Origin of the sequence: Mesonia aestuariivivens, assembly GCF_019311235.1 — a bacterium.
Classification (GTDB): Bacteria; Bacteroidota; Bacteroidia; order Flavobacteriales; family Flavobacteriaceae; genus Mesonia; species Mesonia aestuariivivens.
Genome location: NZ_JAHWDF010000021.1, coordinates 1 through 23,389 on the forward strand (window position 1 = coordinate 1; position 23,389 = coordinate 23,389).

Sequence of the window (23,389 nt, forward strand, 5' to 3'; positions counted from 1 at the left end):
CTGGGATCATATCATCCAAACAGGTCGAATAAAGGCTGAGCTGTTCGCGGTCTTGTCCTTGTTGGTATTCCATACCTTAAAAATAAACATACCAAAGATCATATCCTGAAAAATAATCGGTAAAGATGGCATGGTTTTGAGACAGTCTGACGGTCTTGTGTATGAATAGTAGCGGATTTAACACACTAACTTTTCGGTTTATATCTTGACTTTAAAGATAAAAAAGTAACTTTGATTAAGCACTAAAACCGCTATTATTTATACACGTTGTTACCCAACGTATTTTTATTTTTGCCTTTTTATTTGCATATTTACAAATAATTATTCAAATTTGCAATAAATCAAATCCATAATTATGTCAGATTGGAATGATAAAGTCAAGCGTTTATTAAAGTCAGAATTGGTTCGTAGAGGAATTTCAAATTCAGACTTGGCAAATATGCTTGAACAAATTGGAATTGAAGAAACCAAATCGAGTATCGATAGTAAAATCAGTCGAGGTACTTTTAGTGCATCTTTCTTTTTACAATGTTTAACTGTTATTGGATGCGAAAAAATCGAAATCGAAGAATACGAAAATCAATTATCAATTGCTGCTGAACCACAAGTAGATTATAACCTAAAAAAATAATAAAAAATGCCAAAAGTTAAATTTATAGACTTATTTGCTGGACTTGGGGGAATAAGATTAGGTTTTGAAAAATCGTTTAATGAATTAGGTTTTGAAACTGAATGTGTAATGACTTCCGAGATTAAACCATATGCAGTTGAAACTTTAGCAAAGAATTTCAGTCACGATTATTTTGTGGGAGATATTTTCCAAGTTGAAAATGAACAAATTCCAGACTTTGATTTTTTATTAGGTGGTTTTCCTTGTCAAGCATTTAGTGCTGCTGGAAATCGTTACGGATTTGCTGAAACAAGAGGCACATTGTTTTTTGAAATTGAAAGAATTTTAAGAGATAAAAATCCTTATGGATTTATACTGGAAAATGTTGAAGGACTTGTTAAGCACGATTTAGAAAACAAAAATGATAAAATAGGAAGGACTTTATCTACTATTTTATATAAGTTAAAGGATGAATTAGGTTATAAGGTTTCTTGGAAAGTTTTAGATTCTATTGAATTTGGTTTGCCCCAATCTCGCAAAAGGATTTTTATTGTTGGTACTAAAGATGAAAAACCAAATCTTACTTTTTCGAACAAAGAATTTAAGCCTTTAAAAACTATTTTAGAAAACGGTTTAGAAACCATTAAATCTGACTTTACAGAAAAACTTTTTCGTCATTTTGAAATGGAAGATTTGTATGGAAAGTCCATTAAGGACAAAAGAGGAGGAGACAACAATATTCATAGTTGGGATATTGGAATTAAAGGGGAAGTTTCAGATGAACAAATAATTTTACTGAATAAACTTTTTAAGGAAAGGCGTAAAAAGCATTGGGCTGAAAAAATTGGTATTGACTGGATGGATGGAATGTCATTGACATTAAAGCAAATCTCAACTTTCCATAAAAATGATAACCTCAAAGTATTATTGGATGATTTGGTTAAAAAAGGATATTTAAGATTTGAGCATCCTAAAAAGTTAGTTCGGGAGAAAACTGAAAATGGAGAAAAAAAGTTTCGTGTTTACGATGAGACAAAGCCAAAAGGTTACAATATTGTAACTGGAAAATTGAGTTTCGAAATAAATAAAATATTGGATCCAAACGATATTGCACCAACGCTAGTTGCTACTGACGTTTCTCGATTGGCTGTTCCTGATAATGATGGTTTAAGAAGATTGACAATACGTGAAGGATTACGTTTATTCGGTTATCCAGAATGGTATGAAATTCCAGTCAAAGAAACAGAAGCTTTTGATTTATTAGGAAATACAGTTGCTGTTCCTGTTGTCGAGCACGTTTCTAAAAAACTTGCAGAAATTCTATTGAATTCTGAATATATTGACAGATTAAATAAGAAAGAAGAAGGGTTTTTAATTAATTAAGTTTAATAATATTCATCAAGTATGCTATTAAGTAAATGAATATTACTCTGATTTAAAACGAAATCACTTGCATCATATATTCTGTGCAAATCATTTTGTCTTCCAACCCAACCTAATCCATCTACATAATTTACCATAATTATTTTATTGTGCCGATTGTTTGCATTGTAGCGCATCAATATTCCGTATAGCTCCACTAATTGGTCAGCTCTTTTTGATTGACTACTTCCTGTTGTTATATTATAAACAGATTCAATAAGTATGGTTGGTGCATCTACACTCGGTATAATAAAATCCAAATTTTTTGCCAACAATGGAAATTCCTTTTGGGTTTCATAGATTAAATCAGCATTCATGGTATTTTTATAATTATCTAAATGCTTTTTTATCAATTTCTTTTCAACGTAATCTCCTACTTGATTTGAGTATTTTCCCTGTATTTCATTATCATTTAAGATTCTTTCAACATAACTAAATTGACTTAAATCGTTAATGAATGCTTGGTCATTCAATTTGAAATTTCTCATATAATATAGAGGCATTTCTCTGCCAATTCTCGAATTTCGAGCATTAATAAAGAAATCAATTAATAGAGTTCTAAATTCTTGGTTTGATACTATTGCTCTGCTAATTTGACCAACATTCCATTCAGACCTAAATTCTTGATTGAAAAATTTAAATCTAACTAAAGAAACTACTCGTTTTAACCTCTCTTCTGAAAGACCAATAACAGAAATAAATGCTTTTAATTTTTTTAATGCTGTTATTCCATTTGTATTAGTAGTCAAAAACAATGTTAAATTATCACTATTTGAAAATGACGCACAATTATTATTAATTAATTGAGTCAGCGGAATAATAGTTCCAAGGAAAGAATTATCAAAATCATCATCTACCATAAATGACATACTATTTTTCCAATCTTCAAATGATAATTTATCCATAAATAATTTTTCTTAAATGTACGTATTTTTTATATGTTGGGTAACTAGTTATATCCTAACAAATATAGCTGTTTACACATTAAACTAACGGGATAACACAGGTTTTTGTTAAATTATCATAAATAAATATTATAAAACTTATATTTAAAGAGTATAAGCTAAATTTATTTATATAGGTTGTACCTATGTTTAGAATCTTAATCATTCTATTTCTATTAACTCATGTTACCCACGGGCAAAAGCTAATGGGTAAAACCCAAAATGCAGAGATTTCAAAAAGTAAAGAACATTACGAAGTTATATTTAAAACCAAGGAAGGTAAATTTTCTTCTTTTTACATTCAAAATACTGCCACTGATAATGATGATGGCTTTTTAGCTTTAAAAAAAGCGGTATTTACACTCTTTAAAAATCCCAATAAAAAAGATTATTTACTTCAATTTTTAGAAGATAGCGTATTTCTGGTCTATAAAGATAGTAAAGTGAAAATGGAAGTATGGAAAGGCCACGATAGCGATCGCAGGGAGGCTTCTTTATGGCTTTCGTATAAAGCTTATTTAAAACTGTTTGGCTTGGTGCCTCAAAAAAATAATTTTTAATTATAATGACACACTATGAGTTTAAACGCTTACCCATAGCGAGACAATATAAGGTAACATTTACTGAAGGTATTTTTATCGAGTATTATTTAGAAAATACTACTCGATATGCCCTATATGCAGTAGAACTTTTTTGTTGAAATAGAATATAGTATTTTGGGCAATAAAATTATAGGGATAGTAGTTTTAGTAGTGGAAAAAAATTAGATAGATATTGTTATTTACAGCAAAGCAAACTCCTTCTCTATTCGTTTTTTTAGCGAATTATAATAGTTATTTTTTTCCTTAGTTAGTTTTTTTTCTAAATCAATAGTATTAGAGATAATTAATTGTAATTCTTTATTGCTTTTTAACGAAAATAACCTTTCGATTTCAATATTTAATTGGTTACAAATTAGAATAAGTATTTCCCAATTACAACTATGCTCTGCTCTTTCTATTCTTCCTATAGTTGTAGATGTTGTATCAATTCGCACCGAAAGTTCTTCCTGCGACAAACCTTTACTTAATCTCTCGTATTTAATGATGCAGCCTATCTGAATACGTATAAGCTTAATTTCATTTTTATCTGTTTTACTCATAAAGTAAAAATTGATAAAAAAGTTGTTTTTATTCGATACAAATTTGTATTGAATAGTTTTAATTCATATATTTGTTTGGATAACATATATTTGCGATACTTCTGTAAATAAAAAAATTAGAAGCATTCGCTTTGAATCTCGCATTAGAAAACTGGTAATTTTATGTGTACGAGAGGATAAGTAAGGATGCTCACGACCCGGGCGTGGGCTCTCTTATTCGTACACAGGTATACCAGTACCACTAATGCAATAAGTAGAGTTTCCACGCCTTTTTGTATGGGCCCCGCTCTATAAATTTCAAAGCTGTTAATTTCTATTTTAAGTTAAAGGAAGGTCGTGTCACCATACCTAAAGGTATGCTAACACCCTAATGCCTATGAGTTAAAAAAAAGATTTCTCGACTCCGTTTGAAATAACAAGGCCGAGAAAGATTAGCATAGCATATGAGTTTATAATAAGCTTGCATGACGCTAAAGGCTAGAAGCTAAAAATTAAAACAAAAAAGCCCCCCTAAAGCTTTGCACGGCTAGGAAGGCTAAACATTAATTTACTTAACGTAAATAACAGCACAAATTTATGAAATATAATTACAAGACCTACCTTGTAAGCTTACTCTTTTGTGCCTTTTTTTTAGAGGCAAATGCACAACAAAAGCAGATGAGCGGCAAGGTGACAGACACTTCGTTAATGCCCATTCCTGGGGTAAACGTACGCGTAAAACACCAAAATAAGGGAATTACTACTAATTTTGAGGGTGAGTTTAGCTTAAACATAAGCACAAAAGACACTTTAGTTTTTAGCTATATGGGCTACCAACCTCAAGAAATTGCAGTGAGTAAGCAAAACTTTTTAGCTATACAATTAGCGCCTGCAGCTCATGCCTTACAAGAGGTCGTGATTAATGCGGGGTATTACAGTACCACCGAGCGGGAGCGAACGGGGAATATTGTCCGGGTGAGTGGGAAAGATATTGAATTACAACCGTTGGTTAGTCCGCTACAAGCCCTGCAAGGACGTATGGCAGGAGTAGAGATGAATACTAATTCTGCTACACCGGGCGCGGCGCCGACTATTCGCATTCGAGGGCAAAATAGTTTACGACAAGAAGGGAATTCCCCACTCTACATTATCGATGGGGTACCCATAAATTCTACCCCTATAGAAAGTAATAGCAGTTTGGGCTTTGCAGGAATAGACCCGCTAAGCACGCTGAACCTTTCCAATATTGAAAGCATCGAAGTCTTAAAAGATGCCGATGCGACCGCTATTTACGGTTCGCGTGGGGCTAATGGGGTCATCTTAATTACCACCAAAAAGGGAAAAGACCAAAAAGGAATTCAAGCGCGTATTTATAGTGGAGTGGCTAGCGTACCTAACAAACTGGATCTATTAACTACAAAAGAATATTTGCGCTTGCGCCAACAAGCCTTTACCAATGATGGCGTAGAACCCAATGAAACCAATGCCTATGATCTGTTGCTGTGGGATCAAGATCGATACACCGACTGGCAAGAAGAATTTTTAGGAGGAACAGCAGCCATTACCGATGTAAATATTGCCGCCCAAGGCGGAAACGACCAAACCTATTTTAGTGTAAACGGGGCTTTTCATCAACAAGGAAGTATTTATCCGGTCGATTTACAATACCAAAAGTTTACCGGAGGATTTAACCTCGATCACCATGCTAAGGATAACAAGTTTCAACTCAACTTAGCTATCAATTATGGGGTAGATGAAAATGAACTCTTGGGCGATGGAATTAATTTTGGTTTAAAAGCTTTTCAACTCCCACCCAATGCACCAGAGCTCTATCTAGATGATGGTAGCTTAAATTGGGAAGCATGGAGTGAAGCAGGGCTTACGAACCCCTTGGAAGGAATTTTTAATAGCAGTACTACCCAAGCGCGTAACTTAATTACCAACCTTAACCTTTCTTATGTACTTGTCGACGGGCTGGAATTAAAAACCAACCTGGGCTTTACCGATTATAGAAGTGATGAACTGGTTAAAATGCCCAAGCGTTCGTATAATCCCGCAGGAACGCCTTTGCATACGTCGTTAACCACCGAAAGCCAACGCAAATCTTGGATTATCGAACCCCAATTGCACTACACGAAGCAATGGGGCAAGGTAAACCTTCAAGCCTTGGTAGGAGGTACCTTTCAGGAAAACCAATACGACACTTTTAGCGTACAAGGAAATAAATATATTTCTGAAGCTTTAATTGGAAATTTAGGTGCGGCAGAAAGCTTAATAAATGCACGGGCCAGAAATACCGATTACCGCTATGAAGCCGTATTTTCTAGGCTAGGGCTACATTGGGATAAAAAATATTACCTAAACCTTACCGGAAGGCGGGATGGGTCTTCGCGTTTTGCGGAAGGAAACCGCTTTGCCAATTTTGGGGCCATCGGTGCGGCTTGGATTTTTACTGAAGAAGCCTTTTTTAAGGATCGCCTCCACTGGGTATCCTTCGGGAAACTGCGCGGAAGTTATGGAACCACCGGGAATGATCAAATTCCCGATTATGGCTATTTAGATGCGTATGAGGCGACAATGGGCCCGGGAGGGGTATATCCCACGGGCTTAGCAAACCCTAACTATTCGTGGGAGGTAAACAAAAAAGCAGAGGCAGGCGTGCAATTGGGTTTTGTTAAAAGTCGAATTGATGTAGGGGTAAGTGTGTACCGCAACCGTTCTTCTAACCAGTTGGTGGGGTATCCCTTACCAGGAATTACCGGGTTTACCTCTGTACAGGCTAATCTGCCGGCTACGGTAGAAAATAGGGGAGTAGAACTAGAATTTTCTAGTGAGAATATTCGGCGTGAAGATTTCCGGTGGGAGACCTCATTTAATATCAGTTTTCCAAAAAATGAATTGCTACGTTACCCCGGCTTGGAAGAATCTCCTTATGCCGATCGCTATCGCGTAGGGCATCCTTTAAATATTGGGCTGCTGTATGCCTACCAAGGGATAGATGAAGCAACGGGGTATTATCAGGTAAAAGACCAAAATGGAGATGAGGTATATGACCAAGAGGACCGTCAGGTGATATTTGATCGCTCTCGAGCGTATTTTGGCGGGTTAAATAACAGCTTTCGTTATAAAGGCTTTTCCCTTCAATTCTTGTTTCAATTTGTAAAGCAAAAAGGAAGCTTTACCGGCTTGTTTAACACAGGGTTTCCGCAAAATCAACTCGATGAAGTACGGGATGATTCAAGCCCCTATACGCAAGTTTCGCAAACCCCGGAAGCATCTCAAGCCTATGCCCGAGCTACCGAATCTGATTTAGTGAGTGAAGATGCTTCGTTTATTCGGTTAAAGACCCTGAACCTCAGTTATAGCCTACCCACCCATTGGCTGGAATCCTTAAGCCTAAGTGAGGTGACCTTTTTTATGACCGGTCAGAATCTCTTAACGATTACCCCCTATAAAGGAATGGACCCGGCCATACCTAACGGCGGAACTGCCTTTTCAGGTTTACGTACCCTTACCACAGGAGTTCAACTTAATTTTTAAATCAAAATACCATGAAAATAGTAGACAAAATCAAACAGCTAAGCTTGGTAGTAGTACTTGTATGCATCAGCTCATGCCAGGATTGGCTGGAAGTAGAAGAACCGGATCATAAACTGGTAAGCAGCGAAGTATTTGCAAGTGATGAAACGGCCGAAAGTGCCATGCGAGGCATCTACAATCAACTTTATCAAGCGAGTTACAGTGCAGGATGGTTAGGAAGCGTAAGTGTGTTGGGAGGTTTATCTTCCGATAACTTAGCCCTTATCAATACTAATGCCTTAGATCTTTTACAGTTTCAACAGCACAGCTTATTGCCCGATAATACGTATAATGAAAGCCTGTGGAGAAGTGCCTATAATATTATTTATATGACAAATTCGTTGTTGGAAGGGATTCAAACTGCTAACAACCTCTCTCCAGAACTGGCCACACGTTTACAAGGGGAAGCTACTTTTATACGGGCCTTTACTTATTTCTACTTAACGAATTTATATGGGGAAGTGCCGTTAGTGTTAACTACCGATTATGAAACGAATGCACTTTTGGAAGCTAGTACTACTACCCGAATACAAGAGCAAATAGTGAATGACCTGGAAATGGCGATAAGCCAGTTGGAGGGAAATGCGGTTGTTGAAGAACGTACACAAGTGAATGCTTATACTGCCAAGGCCTTATTGGCGCGCGTACACCTTTATTTAGAAAATTGGGAATTAGCCGAACAATACAGCAGCGAGGTGATTGCACAAAGCGGAACCTATAGCTTGCTTACCGATATGAATGAGGTATTCTTAGCAAATAGCCAAGAGGCCATTTGGCAGCTTTCCCCCACAGGCGCCGGTACCGTTACCACTAATACCAATGAAGGCTCGGTATTTATCATCAACCCTTATTTCCCCTCGTTATCGTATGTGAAACTTACCGAAGAATTAGTGAATGCGATGGGGGCTGAAGATAAGCGAAAGCTTAACTGGGTGAACTATCATGAAGAACTGGAGGTGTATTATGCCTATAAGTATAAAATTCAGAACAGTTCGGCAGAAGTTACCGAATATTCGATGCTGATGCGCTTGGCAGAACAATACTTGATTCGCGCCGAAGCGCGAGCAAGGCAAAATAACTTGCAAGGCGCTATAGCCGATATAGATCACATTAAGGAAAGAGCAGGGGTGCCTTTGCTGGCAGATTCTAATTCGGGTATAAGTCAACAGGCATTACTCGAAGAAATCCTGATCGAACGAAGAAAAGAGCTCTTTACCGAATGGGGACACCGCTGGTTAGATGCCAAACGTACCGGAAAGGCTAATGAATTTTTCGCTGCCGAAAGTCCCGGTTGGCAAGAAACAGATCTGCGGTATCCTATTCCGGCTAAAGAATTACTAAGCAACCCCAACCTTATCCAGCATCCCGGTTATTAATTAAATACCACAACTTATGAATTTTAATCATATACTAGGTTTATTTTTATGTACACTATTTGCCGGGTTGCCGGTCCAGTCACAGACAGATCTTGACCATATCCCAGGCTTGCGGTATGGGAAACTCCCAAACGGGTTGCGCTATTTTATTAAAGATATAGACGAACCCACTGCCCAAACCACTATGCGGTTGTATTTGAATGTAGGTGCTCATCACCAAGATTCTTCGCAATTGGAGTTAGCTCATTTTACAGAACATATGGCTTTTAAACCTACAAAACATATCCCCAAAAGTATAAAAGATGAAGCCCAACTTCAACGCTTAGGTATGAACATTAGGGATATAAGCGGTACGACATCGAATCAATATACCCGCTATGATTTCAATATTCCCACACATAACATGCAGGCTTTTGAAATGGGCTTACGTTGGTTTCGGGATATCGCTACGAATTTGCAGCTTACCGATAGGTATATTAATCAAGAGAGGGGTTCGGTTTTACAGGAGTATCTGATGGGAAATCAAGAAAACTGGGCGTATTTTAAGGCACAAAAGAATCTAGAAGCCAAGATGTTTCCTTTTCGAAGCTCTTTTGATGATTTTTTGACACACATTAAGCATTTTTCTCCTCAAGACCTAAAGCGTTTTTATAAAAAATGGTACCGCCCAGATTTAATGAACGTGATGATTGTAGGGAATATAGAAGCTCCTGCGGAAATAGAAAAGCGGATTAAAGCAGTCTTTAGGGGTTTACCTAAGCCTAACACTTCTTATCCTGTTGTAGATATTCATCAGGCACACCAAAGCTGTGCCCCAGAGTTTAAAGTTCAGCAATGGGATAATGGTTTTAAAACGACCAAGAAAGAGGATGCAAGCTTTTTTTGGTATATTAGACAACCGCAACTGGTGAATCGTTTGCACACCAAAGAAGGCTTTCAAGACTATGTTGCTTTTCAGTTGATAAGCCAAATTCTCTCTAAGCGCTATCTGGAAATGGAAATGGAATCGCCCTTGTTTTCAGCTCATATCGGAGCTAAAGATACCTATACCTATGGAGGAAACCCTTTTTCTCTTGAGCTAAGTTTTACCGCTCCCATTGCTCAACGGGAACAGGCTTTTGGGTTAATGGTGCAAAAAATCCTACAATTAAAAAGGGATGGGGTTTATCAAAATGAACTGGAAAAGGTAAAAAAGATTTATCTCTCGGAAATTCCGATAGCCAAACAGGTATATTGGAATGGGGAACTTTTTAACTACGCCCTTAAAAACGAAATGCTTTTTCCTTATCGAAAAGAGGGACTGCTAACATGGATACAAGAACTTTCGGTGGAAGAGTTGAATGTTTACTGCACTGAATTTCTTTCTTCCCTCCCTCAGGATATCGGAATTATTGCTCCCAAGGGTAGTAAAGCCCTCCAGTATAGTGAAGAGGAAGTTCGCCAGTGGATAGTAGAAGCGTATAAGCAACCCGTAGAAGCTTATCAAGCTCCAAAAATTATAGAAGAACTTTACACTAAAAAGGAGAAAGAACACCTAAAGGAAGTAACCTATACCAAGGTAAAACCTACCATACCCGATACCGAAGAGTTTATATTGGCAAACGGGCTACGAATTATAATGAAGGCTTTTCAGCCGTCTGCGGGTGTGGAGGCGAATTCTCTAACTATTCAAGGATGGACTACAAAGGGAGCCTCGTGTTTTCCCGATCAAGATTATTATTCGGCCCTAAATGCTCCAAGTTTGGTACACTATAAAGCGATAAAAGGATTTTCTAAAAGAGAGCTTGATCGTTTTAAAGAAAATAACGGTATTCTCAATAGTAATGCTTACATTGATTATTATGAATCTAGTGTTCAAGTAAAGGGAGATTTAAGCAGTGCAGAAGAGCTCGTACAAATCATAAGTCTCTATTTTCAACCGGTTCATATAGAAAATGCTACTGTAGAGGCTTGGAAAGAAGAAACCTTAGCCGCACGTAGCGAAGAGAAAAGTTTACAAGCTGATTTTCAAAATGCTATCCGTCATAGTGTAGAAGATCGAGCTATACCTCCTTTATTTAACTTTCGTAGTCTAAAGGGGAAAGAAGCTTTAGAAGGGATTTTAAAAACCAACGCCCAAAAAAGTTATCAGATCTATAATCAGCTTTTTAGTTCACCGCAAGATTGGACATTTTTAATTACCGGCAATATGGCGATACAGGAAATTATACCGCTGGTACAGACCTATTTGGGCAACATTCCCCAAAAAGAAACAAAGCAGTCAGATTGTTCCTCCATCCATCATTCTCCCGGTTTTAGCTTTCAAGGCCCTAAAAAGCAAACGGTTTATAGTGCTACTCCTATGGAAAATGTCATGTATCAGGCCAGTTATTATAGAGGGCATTCAAACACTAAAAATAGATGGAAAGAAACCTTAAACTTAGAAGTGTTTAGTGAGCTTACCGAAATTATGCTCAAACGTTTACGGCATGAAAAAGGATTTTCAATTTATAATTACGGCACGTACGGTCATTACAATTTCGATGAACAACGTCATCAATTTTCTTTTTTAATCACCTGCCAGCCGGATGAATTGATCCCTATACAAAAGGAAATCGGGCTCATTATTAAAGAGCTGAAACAGGGCAAAATTACACGTGAATACTTTCTTCGGGCGAAGGAAAAAATCTCGATGAAGTATGCTAGTGATAATCTTAGAAAGCATCGTACGATGCAACAGCTACTTTTTGAGCATTTACGTTATGAGCAGGATTGGAAAAACTTGAACCTTTATCAAAACTTTATCAATACCCTTACGGTAGAAGATATGATAAGCATGGCCAATACCTATTTTCAAGACAACAATAAAGTAGAAGTGATTATGAGGGGAGAGGAAAGGTTATAACGAAATAAAGAAGCACACCATTATAGTGTGCTTCTTTTCTTTTTTATGAGGTTAATAAATTTTACAGTTCAAACGGAGTGGTACGCGTGGACTTCTTTAAAGAATTAAAATCTTGAAGATCATAAATGTCATGAATACTACCATCGGGTAAGCTAACTTGACAATTATTTTCTCCTACTACACCGCAATTAATTTCAGGAATAGCCTCCCATTGATTGTTCAAGCGGATATAATCCATGGCTTGTTCATTTCCTAATTCTACCGTTGTAAACGACATGCCCGTAGCGAAAATTAACGCTAATACGGGAATTAAAAATTTAGTTTTCATAATGTAAAAATTTAAAGATTTATAAAATTGCTTACTCTTTTCTACAGGTTTTCAGCTTCTTCCTGGTTGTTTGTTGCGCAACAATTTTTTTTATTCCTTATACTCTATACTCTATACTCTATACTCTATACTCTATACTCTCTACTCTATACTCTCTACTCTATACTCTCTACTCTCTACTCTATACTCTATACTCTCTACTCTCTACTCTATACTCTCTACTCTATACTCTCTACTCTATACTCTATACTCTATACTCTCTACTCTATACTCTCTACTCTCTACTCTCTACTCTCTACTCTCTACTCTATACTCTATACTCTATACTCTATACTCTCTACTCTCTACTCTCTACTCTCTACTCTCTACTCTCTACTCTCTACTCTCTACTCTATACTCTCTACTCTATACTCTCTACTCTATACTCTATACTCTATACTCTCTACTCTATACTCTCTACTCTCTACTCTCTACTCTCTATTTTCTTTTTCCTAGCTCTAATAACATAAAGTCCCATAAAAGCGAAAGCAATGCCTACCCCATTTAGTAAAAGATGCTGTTTCCAACTCAATAAGCTACTCACACCCCCACAAGAACAAGGCTGGTAAGGTGCCCACCAAAGAAGAGCGGCGACATACACGGCATAAAAACTTAATAAGCTCACCACCGCGATCAATGAAGCTTTAATATAATGCTGTACTAGTAGGCTTAAGGCTATGCTAATTTCAAGAAAAGGGAGGCTCCAAGCGAAGACGCTAATTAAATCGCTGTTTTTTGGTAAAAGAGGCGAATTGTATAAGTTGTTGTAAAACGCGTCTTCCGTTAACAACTTCGTTAATCCTGCGTAAAAAAAGAGCATTAAAAATCCATAGCGAATAAAATTGAGTAGACGAGTTTGTGGCTTCATAACAAATACATTTTTGTATGGTTTAAAGGTCTTTAAAATAACTTTTCCTTAAAGGATAAAATATTGACTATCAGGTATTTTTAAGAATATGCCTTATCCGTTCGTGTGTTTTTTACGAAATGCAATGCAGCTAAAAATGTATCGAGAACCACTAAAACACCTACTATTTTACCTAATAACCCTCCCTATTTAGGTTTAAAATATCTCGGACTCTTGCCATATTTATTTTTAAAAACTCGAGAAAAATGAGCTGCACTTTTAAAGCCATAGCTTGTAGCGATAACTTTTATAGAAGTGGGGGTAAATTTTATCATGACCATGGCCATTTCTAAACGCTTGTTCAGATGAAATTTAAAAATGGTAGTTTGGTAAAGTTCTTTAAAACCCGTTTTGAGTTTAAACTCATTCATATGAAATTGCCGTGCAATAAGGTGTAGTGAAGGAAGTTGTGTATGAAGATTTTCTAGAATAAATTGGTGTACCCTTTTAAGGTTTTGTAGGTCTGCTTGTAACTGTAAGGTAGCATAAGTACGATTGGGAGGTAATTTTATAGGAGGCTGAGGGGGGTCTTTTCGTTTTTCAATCACTGATCCTCGAAAGATAAAATAAGATTTTTTCCCATCTGAAACCCAGTGGCAATAGCCCCAACAATCTAACAGCGTCTGGTGTTGGGTAGAGAAACAAAGTAGAATAGGGTGAGAGGCATTGAGCTCTTGTGATGCAATGTTTTGTAATTTTTCTTTTAATTGTTCTAGAGAAGATGCAGTCATTACTTTAGAGAGGGGCTGGTGCAAAAGTTCATGTTCAAGATAGCCTAGTAGTTTTCTAAAACGCTCATTTAATCCGCAAATGTGATGCTTTGTATCTAATACAAAAATAAAAGGCTCGGGAATATTACGCTCATTAAATGAGCTAGCGTATACAAAGAAATCGGCCAGTTCTTCGGCAAGAACATTCAATAAAATCTCCACATCTTTGGGCTGAGCGGTAGTCGTGTTGATGGGTAGCCGGTATGCGAAATTGCCTTTGGCAAGTTCTAAAATCATGGTTCTTAAAGCTTTTAGCCGATCGGTATGTAGCGTATGAGGGTTCATGAAATAAAAGCTTTTAAATACATAATAGCTTCTTCTTTAGCTGTAAAAATAGCAGAAGGTACTAGAGGTGGGTTTATCTTTAAAAAAAAATCTGTCAACTCTTTTGTCGTATGGGGGTCTGCCCAATAAGCTATTGCACTTACAAGTAACGAGCCCTCAATACTTAAATAGTTTCTTGCTTTTTTACTAGGAATATTGAGCGCCCTTACATCACACAAAACAGGGTAGGTTTGTTCACGTTGAAGCTGTAATCGTATAGCGACTAATTCTTTCGCTACGTGTTCGTCAAAATCTTCAATCGTTAAATAGCGAAAAAAGACAATTCCCTCTTTGATGTAGATTTCTGCATATTTAGTGTGAATATAGTTATGCATAGCTATAATTTTAACTTTAAAATTACAAACAATAATTTATTTTAACTTTTTAACAATATATTTTTCGAATAAATAGTATAAAAAAAAGCTGTTTTTGAGCTGAAAATTTGTCTATAAAGGATAAAAAATTACCTGTAAGGTATTATTTGTTCGCTGCTAACCAAGGAGTTCTTTATTTCGAGCATCATTTTTATAGCTTCATGTTTCTAAGTGTTTAATCTATAAAGCAAAACGGAAATGGCACCAACTACACACCATCATTTTTTAGAAAGGGTAGCTCAAGTAATTACCCATGAAAAACAAACTAAAATACTGTCTTTAATACCAGAAATAGCGCCTTTTGAGAGTCAAGAAATTGATGTTAAGGGAGAAAAACCTTGCCATGTTGAAATTACCGCTAATTTGGGGTTGAAACAAGCTGAAAGCGTAAAATTAAAGATCAAAAGACCTTCTAAAAAAAGCTTATGGGGAGCGACAACTAATTTTTTAAAGAATAAGATAGCAAGCCTATTGAGTTTAAGTTAAATCTATAGACATGAAAAAAGCAAAACAAATCATTAAAGACTTTGAAGAGCAGTTAATAAGTTTACAACAAGAAGAGTATACGCTTGTTGCTATGGCAGTAAAAGGAATTCACTCTAGTTATCACAGTTTAGTGCAATTGAAAAAATGGTTAGCAGAGCATGAGTTTGACTTGCTCACAGAAGAGATTAATTTTTTTAAAAATATGCAATCTATCCCCTTGAGTTATTTTTTATATTTTACAGAGTTACGAACTTGTGAATTACAAAAACCCAAGGCGGGTTTGCAATTTCAGGTCGCTTATTTGGAGAAAGAATTAAAAAAAATAAACAAATTTTTTTATCAATATTCAGAGTTCGCTAACTATATGGAATTGGGAGAAACGTATTTAGATCCACAGTTTTTTTCAATATCTCAAGGTTCAGAAGGCACACTAAAATCATTAATAGAGGAAACGCCAAGCTTAGAATTTGAAAGTAATTATCGTTTATTATGGGCAAAAATAAAAGCGAAGCACAAACTGATTGATCATATTAAGGCTACTTTAATTCAGCTTAAACAGCCTCATCAAAAATTACCTTTAAAAAAAGTGAGTAATTTAAAATGGACAGCTTCTAAAACAGCGATGACAGAATTGGTATATGCTTTATATTCGGCTAGGGCTTTAAATAGTGGAGAAGCCGAACTTAAAGAAATAGCCAGCGCACTCCAGTATATTTTTCAAACAGATGTGGGTGACCTCTACCGTACCTATACCGAAATAAGAGCGCGCAAACTACAGCCTACTAAATTTTTAGATCACCTTAAAGTAAACTTAGAACAAAAAATGTATGAGGCAGAAGAATAGCGAAGCAAATTTAAAAACTAGAAACTAGAATTTAGACTGTTTTTTTGAAACAAGAAATAGGAAACAGAAACCAGGATTTTTGAATTCTTAATGTTGAATTGGTAGTGAGAATTGAGTACAATTCTGAATGTTGGATGTTTTTCTTCTAGAGGCTCAAACTATAAGTTAGAGAATTGAAGGTATAAAAAACTAACTACTTATGAACTAATAAAAATTAATAAAAAGATTTCTCGACTCCGCTCGAAATGACAAGTAACCAAATAAGATGCTAAAACAAATTCATAAGGACAGAGGTAGGAAAATACGGTCTATTTTTAGTTTTCGTAGCAAAACAAATAAAAGCTGCAGCGCGGGCAGAGGAGTATAGCCTAGCGAAGCGATTGCTATACGCAGGATAAAGCTTTTATGTCGTTTTCAAGAAGGCTAAAATAAGCCTAGACTTTTGTTTAGCTCACGCGCTATTATTTCCTGGGAGTTCGTGCATCTCCTACGGTCGATGTCTTTTCGGCAATGGAAATCGACTTTTTTTGGCTTCACGAATACTTAAGTAATAGTAAAGTGAATGAGTAAAAGAAAAGAGAAGCTAGACTATTTTTTTGAAACAACAAGCAAGAAGCAGGATTTTTGAATTGGCAGTGAGAATAGAAAATAGATACTAGAGATTAGTGATTAGAAGTAAAAAAAGCTTTCTGTAGTTAAAAAAAATCGGGACTATTTTTAGTGCTGTAGCAATGCCAAGCATTTTTGCAGCGGGGTTGGCGGCGCAAGAGATTAGCGGAGGGGTTTCTCTTGCACAGGATAAGAAAACGCGCTATTATTTCTTGGGGGTTCGTGCATCTCCTACGGTCGATGTCTTTTTCGGCAATGGGAATCGACTTTTTTTGGCTTCACGAATACTTAAGCAACAGTAAAGTAGATGAATGAAAGAGAAGTAAGGTTAGCAACTAGAGAATAGACCCTTGAGTTCGGAAAGTTCATTACGATTCATTCAAAATTCATGAATAATAAATACCTGCTCTATAGCAAAGCCCTATTGTGAGCAGTGTGAGTCCAGTGTGCTTACAGTACTAGACCATTGCACTGCACTTTATAGTGCACTCAAACTGAAATCATACTTTTTGCATTATAAATATGATATAATTAACTCTAAAAACATGGCACATTTAAACGAAAAGAATCAAATTGTAGGAGGCTTAGGTAATCTAATTTTCCGAGTGGTTAATGGAAAAATAGTTGTTCAAACTAGGCCTGATTACAGTCAGGTTAAACAAACCCAATCTACACAAAAAGCAGCCTCAGATTTTGGGAAAGCATCACAAGTGGCAAAAAAAATAAGTTACGGCTGCCAACAAATCATACAAGGCTATCATAGTCCAGAGATGGCTACTCGCTTACGGAGCAAAGTTTTACAAGCTATGCGTACACATGCTAGCTTGCCCTTAGGTCGAAAAGATTTATGGTCAGGAACTCCAGAACTATTAGAGGGCTTTGAGTTTAACAAACATAGTCCATATAAAGATAACTCAGAACTCTGGACTCTGAATTGGGAGTTGGATAGTCAAAGGCGTATCCATTTTAAACAAAAAGCTTTTACCCCCAAAAATCATTTATATTGGCTACCCAGAGCAGAATCCCTACAAATCTGCTATTGGATATGTGCTTTCCAAAAGAAAGATTATAAACCTTGCCAACAACAACTTTTAACGTTAACGGTATCTCCCGATTTTGTAGAAGTACCTATGCAAAATTTTGAAAGCGAGGTTTTCCCTGAAGGATGCCTGATTATTATTTGCGTTAGCATGTTTTATTATAGATCAGATGCGATTATAGGTGGTAATTTATTAAATCATAAAAAATTTCATCCTGCGCGTATTTTAAAAATAGTAAAAACTTGAGAGAGAAAAGTTGGGAGCAGGTGCTTATAGTAGGGGGTTCTCTTGCGTAAGAGCAATAAACACGCTAAGCATTCAAAATGGTAAACAAAAGTCTAGACTGATGTTAGACTTCTTGAAAACAACATAAAAGCTTTTATCCTGCGTATAGCAATCGCTTTGCTAGGTAGCACTGCTCTGCCCGTGCTGTTATTTTTACTTGTTTTACGACAAAACTAAAAATAAGACACTTTATTCAACAGTTTTTAGGGTATAAGACCACAAAAACGACAAAAATTGATACCCATGTGGCCAATCATCAATTTAAAAAATCCATTAGATTCTTTATATTTGGATAATCGATAAATTGTAACTAAACGCAATAGCGTTTAGTTACATGTTACCACACATATGAATTACAAACTTCAGAACATAAAAAACAAAAATTTAGAAAGTCTAAAAAAAGATATTGATTCTGGAGGAAAGTTTATAATATTCAATTATAGAATTGGACTTGGAGTAATATCCTTATTAAGATTTTCTCCAGCAATATTCATGAAACGAAATGAGGAAATTGAAAAGTTTAGGAGAAAATATAATCGAATGAATTTTTTACTTGGACCTTGGTTTATTTTTAAAGGACCATTTTTAACATATGATGCTTATAAAATTAATAAAAATGGAGGAATAGATATTACCAAAGATATTTTGACCAATTTAACTCAAGAACAACTTGAAAAAAGAGAAGTAAATATTCAGGTCATTCATAATATATTTTCAAAAGTCAATAAATCAGACAAAAAAAATATAATCAAATCTTTACAAAAAACGGATTTAAATATTGTTCCTGTTAGAAATGTTTATATCGCTTTATTTGTTAATGTTGAGGAATATCAAGAGCCATATTTTGTTATTGGAATAGAACTTTCTAAACAAATTGAGTTAAATACAGAACATATTAAAACAAATCTTAACAAACATTTCTATAAACACGTGGAATTTGAAATATTTAAAATCAATGAGAATGATGAATATTCAGAAAAATTAATTGAACAAGGAGAGAAAATTAACGGAATAAAAAACGTGTGGTAATACCGTATATAACAAATAGCTGCGTCATTTCTAAATCGAGAATTTTGGTATATTTGGTAAGTCGCCAAATCTTGTTTCTTTGGCTTTGTAAAACCAAAGAAACAAATCCAAACAAAAAGCTTTTACTTCCAAAAATCATTTATATTGGCTACCCAGAGCAGAATCCCTACAAATCTGCTATTGGATATGTGCTTTCCAAAAGAAAGATTATAAACCTTGCCAACAACAACTTTTAACGTTAACGGTATCTCCCGATTTTGTAGAAGTACCTATGCAAAATTTTGAAAGCGAGGTTTTCCCTGAAGGATGCCTGATTATTATTTGCGTTAGCATGTTTTATTATAGATCAGATGCGATTATAGGTGGTAATTTATTAAATCATAAAAAATTTCATCCTGCGCGTATTTTAAAAATAGTAAAAACTTGAGAGAGAAGTTGGGAGCAGGTGCTTATAGTAGGGGGTTCTCTTGCGTAAGAGCAATAAACACGCTAAGCATTCAAAATGGTAAACAAAAGTCTAGACTGATGTTAGACTTCTTGAAAACAACATAAAAGCTTTTATCCTGCGTATAGCAATCGCTTTGCTAGGTAGCACTGCTCTGCCCGTGCTGTTATTTTTACTTGTTTTACGACGAAACTAAAAATAAGACACTTTACTCAACAGTTTTTAGGGTATAAGACCACAAAAACGACAAAAATTGATACCCATGTGGCCAATCATCAATTTAAAAAATCCATTAGATTCTTTATATTTGGATAATCGATAAATTGTAACTAAACGCAATAGCGTTTAGTTACATGTTAGCGGTAATACAAATAATCAAATTAGCTTATGATAGGACGTAATGTTTCTAACTGGTTAGAAAAAATAAAATCAGGAAATACAGAAGAAAAGAATAAATCTGCTAATCATTTATTAGGGACATCTGAATGGTATTTTGATGACAAAAAGGTTGCTTCCGCAGAAAGGTTGGAAATTGTCAAAGACTTGATTGAACTACAAAATGACTCTGACCCAATTGTAAGAAAATGCGTGGTTTATTTAATAGGTGTATTGAAAATGCCCTCTAAATCTGTCAATAGCCTTTTAGCTAAAATGCTTAAAGATGAAGACGAGAAAGTTCAAATATCTGCGGTTTGGGCAAGTGGAAATTTGGGTAAAGAATCAGCTCCATTAATTCCAATACTTTCTTCCCTATCAAAACACCAAAACAGGGAAGTCAGGTGGAGAATACCCTGGGCATTCAAAGAAATTGCAATGATTGATAATTCACTATCTAAAGTACTCATTTTTTTCTCAAAAGATAAAGATAGCACAGCAAGAATGTACGCATTGGATGCAATACCTTATTGTATAAATGAAATTGATTCGGATATTAAAAAAGCCGTAAGAACGGCACTTAAAAGCAAGGATGAATCAGCAGGAGCTGCTTGTCGCGTAATTCAAAAAACAAAGTTCGATTGGAAAAACACTATAAAAAGACTGATGAAACTTGTTAAAGAAGATAACTTGGATGCGGTACTCGCTCTTTGCATTCAATGGCCTGAAATGGTAAATGAACCGATAATAAATAAGTGGTTGAATAATAATAAAGGATATTGGTGGGCAAAAGGTTTATTAAATGGAGAAAGTGTTAAAGTTTAAAATACCGCTAACACTATATAACAAAACATAGTTGCCCTTTGGGACAACAACGTTTGTTATATTTACCGTTGTGGCGCATTTGAAAAAAGCGTTTATGAAAGAAAGAATAATAATAATTTCAGATTTGTGGGGAAGGGAAAAATCTGAATGGTTAATTAATTATACTCGGATTTTAGAGATAGAATTTGATATTTTGTTCTACGATAGTTGCGAACTTGGACAAATTGATGTATCAAATTATACTCAAGAAAACTTACACAAACAGTTTATAAGTGGTGGAATAGAAAAAGCGATAGACAAACTAGTAGAGAGTGAAAAACAAAAGGTGAATATTCTAGCATTTAGCATTGGTGGAACAATTGCTTGGAATTTCGGTCTTAAAACTGATAATATTAAGTCATTAGTCTGTGTCTCATCAACAAGACTTAGAAATGAAACTGAAAGACCTAAAGGAAATTTAGAACTTTACTTTGGGAAAGATGACGAATATAAACCTACGGTAGAATGGTTTGAAAATATGGAACTTGAATATGAAATCCTATCAGATAAAGGACATCAAGTCTATTGCGAAACTCAATTCGCTGAACATTTAAGCGAAAAAATAATAAAACGGCACCACAACAATGGTAACCGTTGCACAAGTAATTCTAAGAAAAGAGGATTATTCTGATTTTTAGGAATAGTTAAATTGTTGCTTTCTAAGGGTATGGTGTTATTGAAGTCTACTATTAATTTTAAATTTGATTAAGAAAGAGGTTGTGCAATAGGCACACCGGCTAAACTTCATGCGGGTTTTGTGTATATTTACTAAGTCGCCAAATCTTGTTTCTTTGGCTTTGTGAAACCAAATAAACAAAACCAAACAAAAAGCTTCGGCTTAGTACGTGTTCGAAAATCTTGTCGATTTTCAATCCCGCACAAAGCCTAGCCAAAACTGTTGGGCAACATTAGGAAAAACGAGCAATTTTTTGGATATTTAGAACTTAAATTTAAATAATATGGCAACTGTAGATAATATAAGAAACGGATTGATAGACAAAATACTATCTATTAGAAATAAAGATTTTTTAGTAGCTCTTGATAAACTAATTGCTTCAAGTTCTTCTGAATCTGACATTATTGAACTGACGAAAGAGCAAAAAATTATGTTAGAAATGAGTGAGCAAGATATTAAAAACGGTAAACTAATTTCTCAAGATGCTATGGATAAAAGAAATTTGGAATGGCTAAACGCAATGTAACTTGGACCCGAACAGCTGACATCCAATTGGTAGGAATTTTAGAATATTGGGTAAATAAAAATAAATCGAAAACTTACTCAAAGAAACTCTTAAAATTGGTTTCGGAGAGAACAAAACAAATAGCCGATCAACCTTTAATTTATAAACCGGCTGACTTTAAAGATACCAGAGTAGCTTCACTAGGAAATTTTAGTATTTTCTATAAGTTTAATGATAAAGAAATAATAATCACAGCATTTTGGGATAACCGACAAAATCCTAAAAAACTATTGAAAATATTAGAAAACAGAAAATAACGTTTTACAACACCGGTAACCGTTGCACAAGCTTCTAATTCTTAGAAAATCTCACTTATTTAAATCGCTTTAGAGCGGTTTTCTAGTTTTATATCGTTTGTAAATTAGCAGAATATAGTCTCTTTAAAATGGACTTATACGCATTATTTAACGTCATTATGAACTTTAAAAACATGCCGAGCATTCCTGCTCCACTTTTGGTGCGCTTTTCAATAAACTTCAGGTATTTCTTGAGGTTGTAGGCAATAGCTGAGAGCTGCATACACTTGTTGGCCTGTTTTAATCCTAAGGTGTTTACTTTTCTAAGCCCCATAAACTGAGTTAAGGTTCCAAAAACGGGTTCTACCGTGCTTTGTCGTTTGCCTTTCATATACCTGCCCTGTGGCCTTGCCGGGCTTGACACTGATACGGGCATCAGGATCGGTAGGACTGTAATGCCTCCGACGAACGGAGTGAGAGGAAGGCACTATTGCTGGTATACTTACTGCCTTTATTTCCTGATCCCGGACGCTGATCCTGATCTTTGCTCCAACGCTTGTTGCGGCTAGAGATCGCCTGGAGTTCCTGTTCATTAGCCGTTATGCTGCGCTGACCTTTATCTGATTTATCGCCTTTACTTTTACGAAATGGCTGCTCTTTATCCATCGCACTAATATGACGAACTCTGCGCAGATGAGATTCTAACTCCTCTTCAGGTACTTTTAGTTCCAGAGTGTCCATCGAAGCATTGGCTTTTACAGGCGCACTGTCGATAGCCTGAGTATGCCCGCTAACCATCCCGGCCTCCACACAAAGCGTGAACACTTTAGTGAAAACCGCTTCAAAAATATCTTCGGGAAACAACTGCCGCGTGCGGCTGATGGTGGAATGCCAGGGCAGCTCTTCGTCAATATCATAACCAATGAAGTACAAAATATCCAATCGCATACGGCAATGTTCAATAAGCTTGCGGTCGCTGATGATGTTCTCCAGATAACCTACTAAGCAGAGCTTGAAAAACACAACAGGATCTATACTCTTTTGACCACTGCTGCCGTAAAAACCTCGAGTAAGATCATAGAGAAAATCTAAGTTTAAGGCTTCTTTCAATCGGCGGTAGAAATTTGTGGGCGGTACGCGGTCGCTCAACCGAAAACTGTTGAATAACTGCTCTTGATATACTTTTTTGCCTTGCATATCATGAATTTAATCTTTTTTAGTAAATTGTGCAACAGGCACAATGTATAACCGCAATTAC

Annotated in this window: 20 protein-coding genes and 1 pseudogene; 14 read left to right on the forward strand and 7 right to left on the reverse strand. The window is 35.8% G+C overall.

Annotated features, from left to right (window positions below):
- Positions 1-355: 355 nt before the first annotated feature.
- Together KW502_RS14060 and dcm are read left to right on the forward strand one after the other, a co-directional pair.
- A complete protein-coding gene (locus KW502_RS14060; RefSeq protein WP_219041193.1) occupies positions 356-631 on the forward strand; it encodes a DUF6471 domain-containing protein in 276 nt (91 codons plus the stop codon).
- Positions 632-637: 6 nt separating this feature from the next.
- Positions 638-1,993 carry a DNA (cytosine-5-)-methyltransferase gene (gene dcm / locus KW502_RS14065; RefSeq protein ID WP_219041194.1) on the forward strand — a complete coding sequence of 452 codons (1,356 nt, stop codon included), beginning with the start codon at positions 638-640 and terminating at the stop codon, positions 1,991-1,993.
- Between the two features lie 2 nt (positions 1,994-1,995).
- Here dcm and KW502_RS14070 read toward each other — a convergent pair whose 3' ends face one another.
- Positions 1,996-2,937 (reverse strand): DpnII family type II restriction endonuclease, encoded by a 942-nt coding sequence (locus KW502_RS14070; RefSeq protein WP_219041195.1) that lies wholly within the window; start codon positions 2,935-2,937, stop codon positions 1,996-1,998.
- Positions 2,938-3,182: 245 nt separating this feature from the next.
- Here KW502_RS14070 and KW502_RS14075 point away from each other — a divergent pair, with 245 nt between their 5' ends.
- Positions 3,183-3,536 (forward strand): hypothetical protein, encoded by a 354-nt coding sequence (locus KW502_RS14075; RefSeq protein WP_219041196.1) that lies wholly within the window; start codon positions 3,183-3,185, stop codon positions 3,534-3,536.
- A 221-nt stretch (positions 3,537-3,757) separates the two neighbouring features.
- Here KW502_RS14075 and KW502_RS14080 read toward each other — a convergent pair whose 3' ends face one another.
- A complete protein-coding gene (locus tag KW502_RS14080) occupies positions 3,758-4,117 on the reverse strand; it encodes a helix-turn-helix domain-containing protein (RefSeq protein WP_219041197.1) in 360 nt (119 codons plus the stop codon).
- 576 nt (positions 4,118-4,693) lie between these two features.
- On the opposite strand from KW502_RS14080, the gene KW502_RS14085 reads away from it, so the two are divergent.
- From KW502_RS14085 to KW502_RS14095, 3 genes are read left to right on the forward strand one after another with little or no spacing between them, the layout of a single operon-like run.
- Positions 4,694-7,636 carry a SusC/RagA family TonB-linked outer membrane protein gene (locus KW502_RS14085; protein WP_219041198.1) on the forward strand — a complete coding sequence of 981 codons (2,943 nt, stop codon included), beginning with the start codon at positions 4,694-4,696 and terminating at the stop codon, positions 7,634-7,636.
- A gap of 11 nt (positions 7,637-7,647) precedes the next feature.
- Positions 7,648-9,051, forward strand: coding sequence for a RagB/SusD family nutrient uptake outer membrane protein (locus KW502_RS14090; RefSeq protein WP_219041199.1), 1,404 nt, complete (start codon positions 7,648-7,650; stop codon positions 9,049-9,051).
- A gap of 16 nt (positions 9,052-9,067) precedes the next feature.
- Positions 9,068-11,935: a M16 family metallopeptidase gene (locus tag KW502_RS14095; RefSeq protein WP_255554263.1), complete on the forward strand. Its 2,868-nt coding sequence runs from the start codon at positions 9,068-9,070 to the stop codon at positions 11,933-11,935.
- A 61-nt stretch (positions 11,936-11,996) separates the two neighbouring features.
- Here the strand turns inward: KW502_RS14095 and KW502_RS14100 are convergent, their stop codons facing one another.
- The 4 genes from KW502_RS14100 to KW502_RS14115 all read right to left on the reverse strand — a co-directional run bounded on the left by KW502_RS14100 (position 11,997) and on the right by KW502_RS14115 (position 14,638).
- Positions 11,997-12,263 (reverse strand): DUF6520 family protein, encoded by a 267-nt coding sequence (locus tag KW502_RS14100; RefSeq protein WP_219041201.1) that lies wholly within the window; start codon positions 12,261-12,263, stop codon positions 11,997-11,999.
- Between the two features lie 463 nt (positions 12,264-12,726).
- Positions 12,727-13,170, reverse strand: coding sequence for a MauE/DoxX family redox-associated membrane protein (locus KW502_RS14105; protein WP_219041202.1), 444 nt, complete (start codon positions 13,168-13,170; stop codon positions 12,727-12,729).
- A gap of 185 nt (positions 13,171-13,355) precedes the next feature.
- Positions 13,356-14,264 (reverse strand): helix-turn-helix domain-containing protein, encoded by a 909-nt coding sequence (locus KW502_RS14110; protein WP_219041203.1) that lies wholly within the window; start codon positions 14,262-14,264, stop codon positions 13,356-13,358.
- Positions 14,261-14,638, reverse strand: coding sequence for a DUF7793 family protein (locus KW502_RS14115; protein ID WP_219041204.1), 378 nt, complete (start codon positions 14,636-14,638; stop codon positions 14,261-14,263). Before KW502_RS14115 ends, KW502_RS14110 begins: the two co-directional genes overlap by 4 nt.
- 237 nt (positions 14,639-14,875) lie before the next feature.
- Between KW502_RS14115 and KW502_RS14120 the strand changes: the two genes are divergently transcribed.
- The 8 genes from KW502_RS14120 to KW502_RS14155 all read left to right on the forward strand — a co-directional run bounded on the left by KW502_RS14120 (position 14,876) and on the right by KW502_RS14155 (position 22,152).
- Positions 14,876-15,163, forward strand: a complete 288-nt coding sequence (locus tag KW502_RS14120; protein WP_219041205.1) for a hypothetical protein — start codon at positions 14,876-14,878, stop codon at positions 15,161-15,163.
- Positions 15,164-15,173: 10 nt separating this feature from the next.
- Positions 15,174-16,007, forward strand: coding sequence for an RteC domain-containing protein (locus KW502_RS14125; RefSeq protein ID WP_219041206.1), 834 nt, complete (start codon positions 15,174-15,176; stop codon positions 16,005-16,007).
- 1,154 nt (positions 16,008-17,161) lie between these two features.
- Positions 17,162-17,902 (forward strand): hypothetical protein, encoded by a 741-nt coding sequence (locus KW502_RS14130; RefSeq protein ID WP_219041207.1) that lies wholly within the window; start codon positions 17,162-17,164, stop codon positions 17,900-17,902.
- A gap of 387 nt (positions 17,903-18,289) precedes the next feature.
- Positions 18,290-18,970, forward strand: coding sequence for a hypothetical protein (locus KW502_RS14135; RefSeq protein ID WP_219041208.1), 681 nt, complete (start codon positions 18,290-18,292; stop codon positions 18,968-18,970).
- Between the two features lie 832 nt (positions 18,971-19,802).
- Entirely contained in the window at positions 19,803-20,615 is an 813-nt protein-coding gene (locus KW502_RS14140) for a HEAT repeat domain-containing protein (protein ID WP_219041209.1), read from the forward strand.
- A gap of 94 nt (positions 20,616-20,709) precedes the next feature.
- Complete coding sequence (locus tag KW502_RS14145) at positions 20,710-21,285, forward strand: alpha/beta hydrolase family protein (RefSeq protein ID WP_219041210.1); 576 nt, start codon at positions 20,710-20,712, stop codon at positions 21,283-21,285.
- 328 nt (positions 21,286-21,613) lie between these two features.
- Positions 21,614-21,856 carry a hypothetical protein gene (locus tag KW502_RS14150; RefSeq protein WP_219041211.1) on the forward strand — a complete coding sequence of 81 codons (243 nt, stop codon included), beginning with the start codon at positions 21,614-21,616 and terminating at the stop codon, positions 21,854-21,856.
- Positions 21,838-22,152 (forward strand): type II toxin-antitoxin system RelE/ParE family toxin, encoded by a 315-nt coding sequence (locus tag KW502_RS14155; protein WP_219041212.1) that lies wholly within the window; start codon positions 21,838-21,840, stop codon positions 22,150-22,152. Before KW502_RS14150 ends, KW502_RS14155 begins: the two co-directional genes overlap by 19 nt.
- A gap of 88 nt (positions 22,153-22,240) precedes the next feature.
- Here KW502_RS14155 and KW502_RS14160 read toward each other — a convergent pair.
- Positions 22,241-23,328 (reverse strand): annotated as a pseudogene (locus KW502_RS14160) (transposase).
- Positions 23,329-23,389 lie beyond the last annotated feature (61 nt).

Excerpts from the sequence above, each read along its gene's own strand:
- KW502_RS14060 (WP_219041193.1), top strand. The coding sequence starts at position 356 with ATGTCAGATTGGAATGATAAAGTCAAGCGTTTATTAAAGTCAGAATTG.
- dcm (WP_219041194.1), top strand. The coding sequence starts at position 638 with ATGCCAAAAGTTAAATTTATAGACTTATTTGCTGGACTTGGGGGAATA.
- KW502_RS14070 (WP_219041195.1), bottom strand. The coding sequence starts at position 2,937 with ATGGATAAATTATCATTTGAAGATTGGAAAAATAGTATGTCATTTATG.
- KW502_RS14075 (WP_219041196.1), top strand. The coding sequence starts at position 3,183 with ATGGGTAAAACCCAAAATGCAGAGATTTCAAAAAGTAAAGAACATTAC.
- KW502_RS14080 (WP_219041197.1), bottom strand. The coding sequence starts at position 4,117 with ATGAGTAAAACAGATAAAAATGAAATTAAGCTTATACGTATTCAGATA.
- KW502_RS14085 (WP_219041198.1), top strand. The coding sequence starts at position 4,694 with ATGAAATATAATTACAAGACCTACCTTGTAAGCTTACTCTTTTGTGCC.
- KW502_RS14090 (WP_219041199.1), top strand. The coding sequence starts at position 7,648 with ATGAAAATAGTAGACAAAATCAAACAGCTAAGCTTGGTAGTAGTACTT.
- KW502_RS14095 (WP_255554263.1), top strand. The coding sequence starts at position 9,068 with ATGAATTTTAATCATATACTAGGTTTATTTTTATGTACACTATTTGCC.
- KW502_RS14100 (WP_219041201.1), bottom strand. The coding sequence starts at position 12,263 with ATGAAAACTAAATTTTTAATTCCCGTATTAGCGTTAATTTTCGCTACG.
- KW502_RS14105 (WP_219041202.1), bottom strand. The coding sequence starts at position 13,170 with ATGAAGCCACAAACTCGTCTACTCAATTTTATTCGCTATGGATTTTTA.
- KW502_RS14110 (WP_219041203.1), bottom strand. The coding sequence starts at position 14,264 with ATGAACCCTCATACGCTACATACCGATCGGCTAAAAGCTTTAAGAACC.
- KW502_RS14115 (WP_219041204.1), bottom strand. The coding sequence starts at position 14,638 with ATGCATAACTATATTCACACTAAATATGCAGAAATCTACATCAAAGAG.
- KW502_RS14120 (WP_219041205.1), top strand. The coding sequence starts at position 14,876 with ATGGCACCAACTACACACCATCATTTTTTAGAAAGGGTAGCTCAAGTA.
- KW502_RS14125 (WP_219041206.1), top strand. The coding sequence starts at position 15,174 with ATGAAAAAAGCAAAACAAATCATTAAAGACTTTGAAGAGCAGTTAATA.
- KW502_RS14130 (WP_219041207.1), top strand. The coding sequence starts at position 17,162 with ATGGCACATTTAAACGAAAAGAATCAAATTGTAGGAGGCTTAGGTAAT.
- KW502_RS14135 (WP_219041208.1), top strand. The coding sequence starts at position 18,290 with ATGAATTACAAACTTCAGAACATAAAAAACAAAAATTTAGAAAGTCTA.
- KW502_RS14140 (WP_219041209.1), top strand. The coding sequence starts at position 19,803 with ATGATAGGACGTAATGTTTCTAACTGGTTAGAAAAAATAAAATCAGGA.
- KW502_RS14145 (WP_219041210.1), top strand. The coding sequence starts at position 20,710 with ATGAAAGAAAGAATAATAATAATTTCAGATTTGTGGGGAAGGGAAAAA.
- KW502_RS14150 (WP_219041211.1), top strand. The coding sequence starts at position 21,614 with ATGGCAACTGTAGATAATATAAGAAACGGATTGATAGACAAAATACTA.
- KW502_RS14155 (WP_219041212.1), top strand. The coding sequence starts at position 21,838 with ATGGCTAAACGCAATGTAACTTGGACCCGAACAGCTGACATCCAATTG.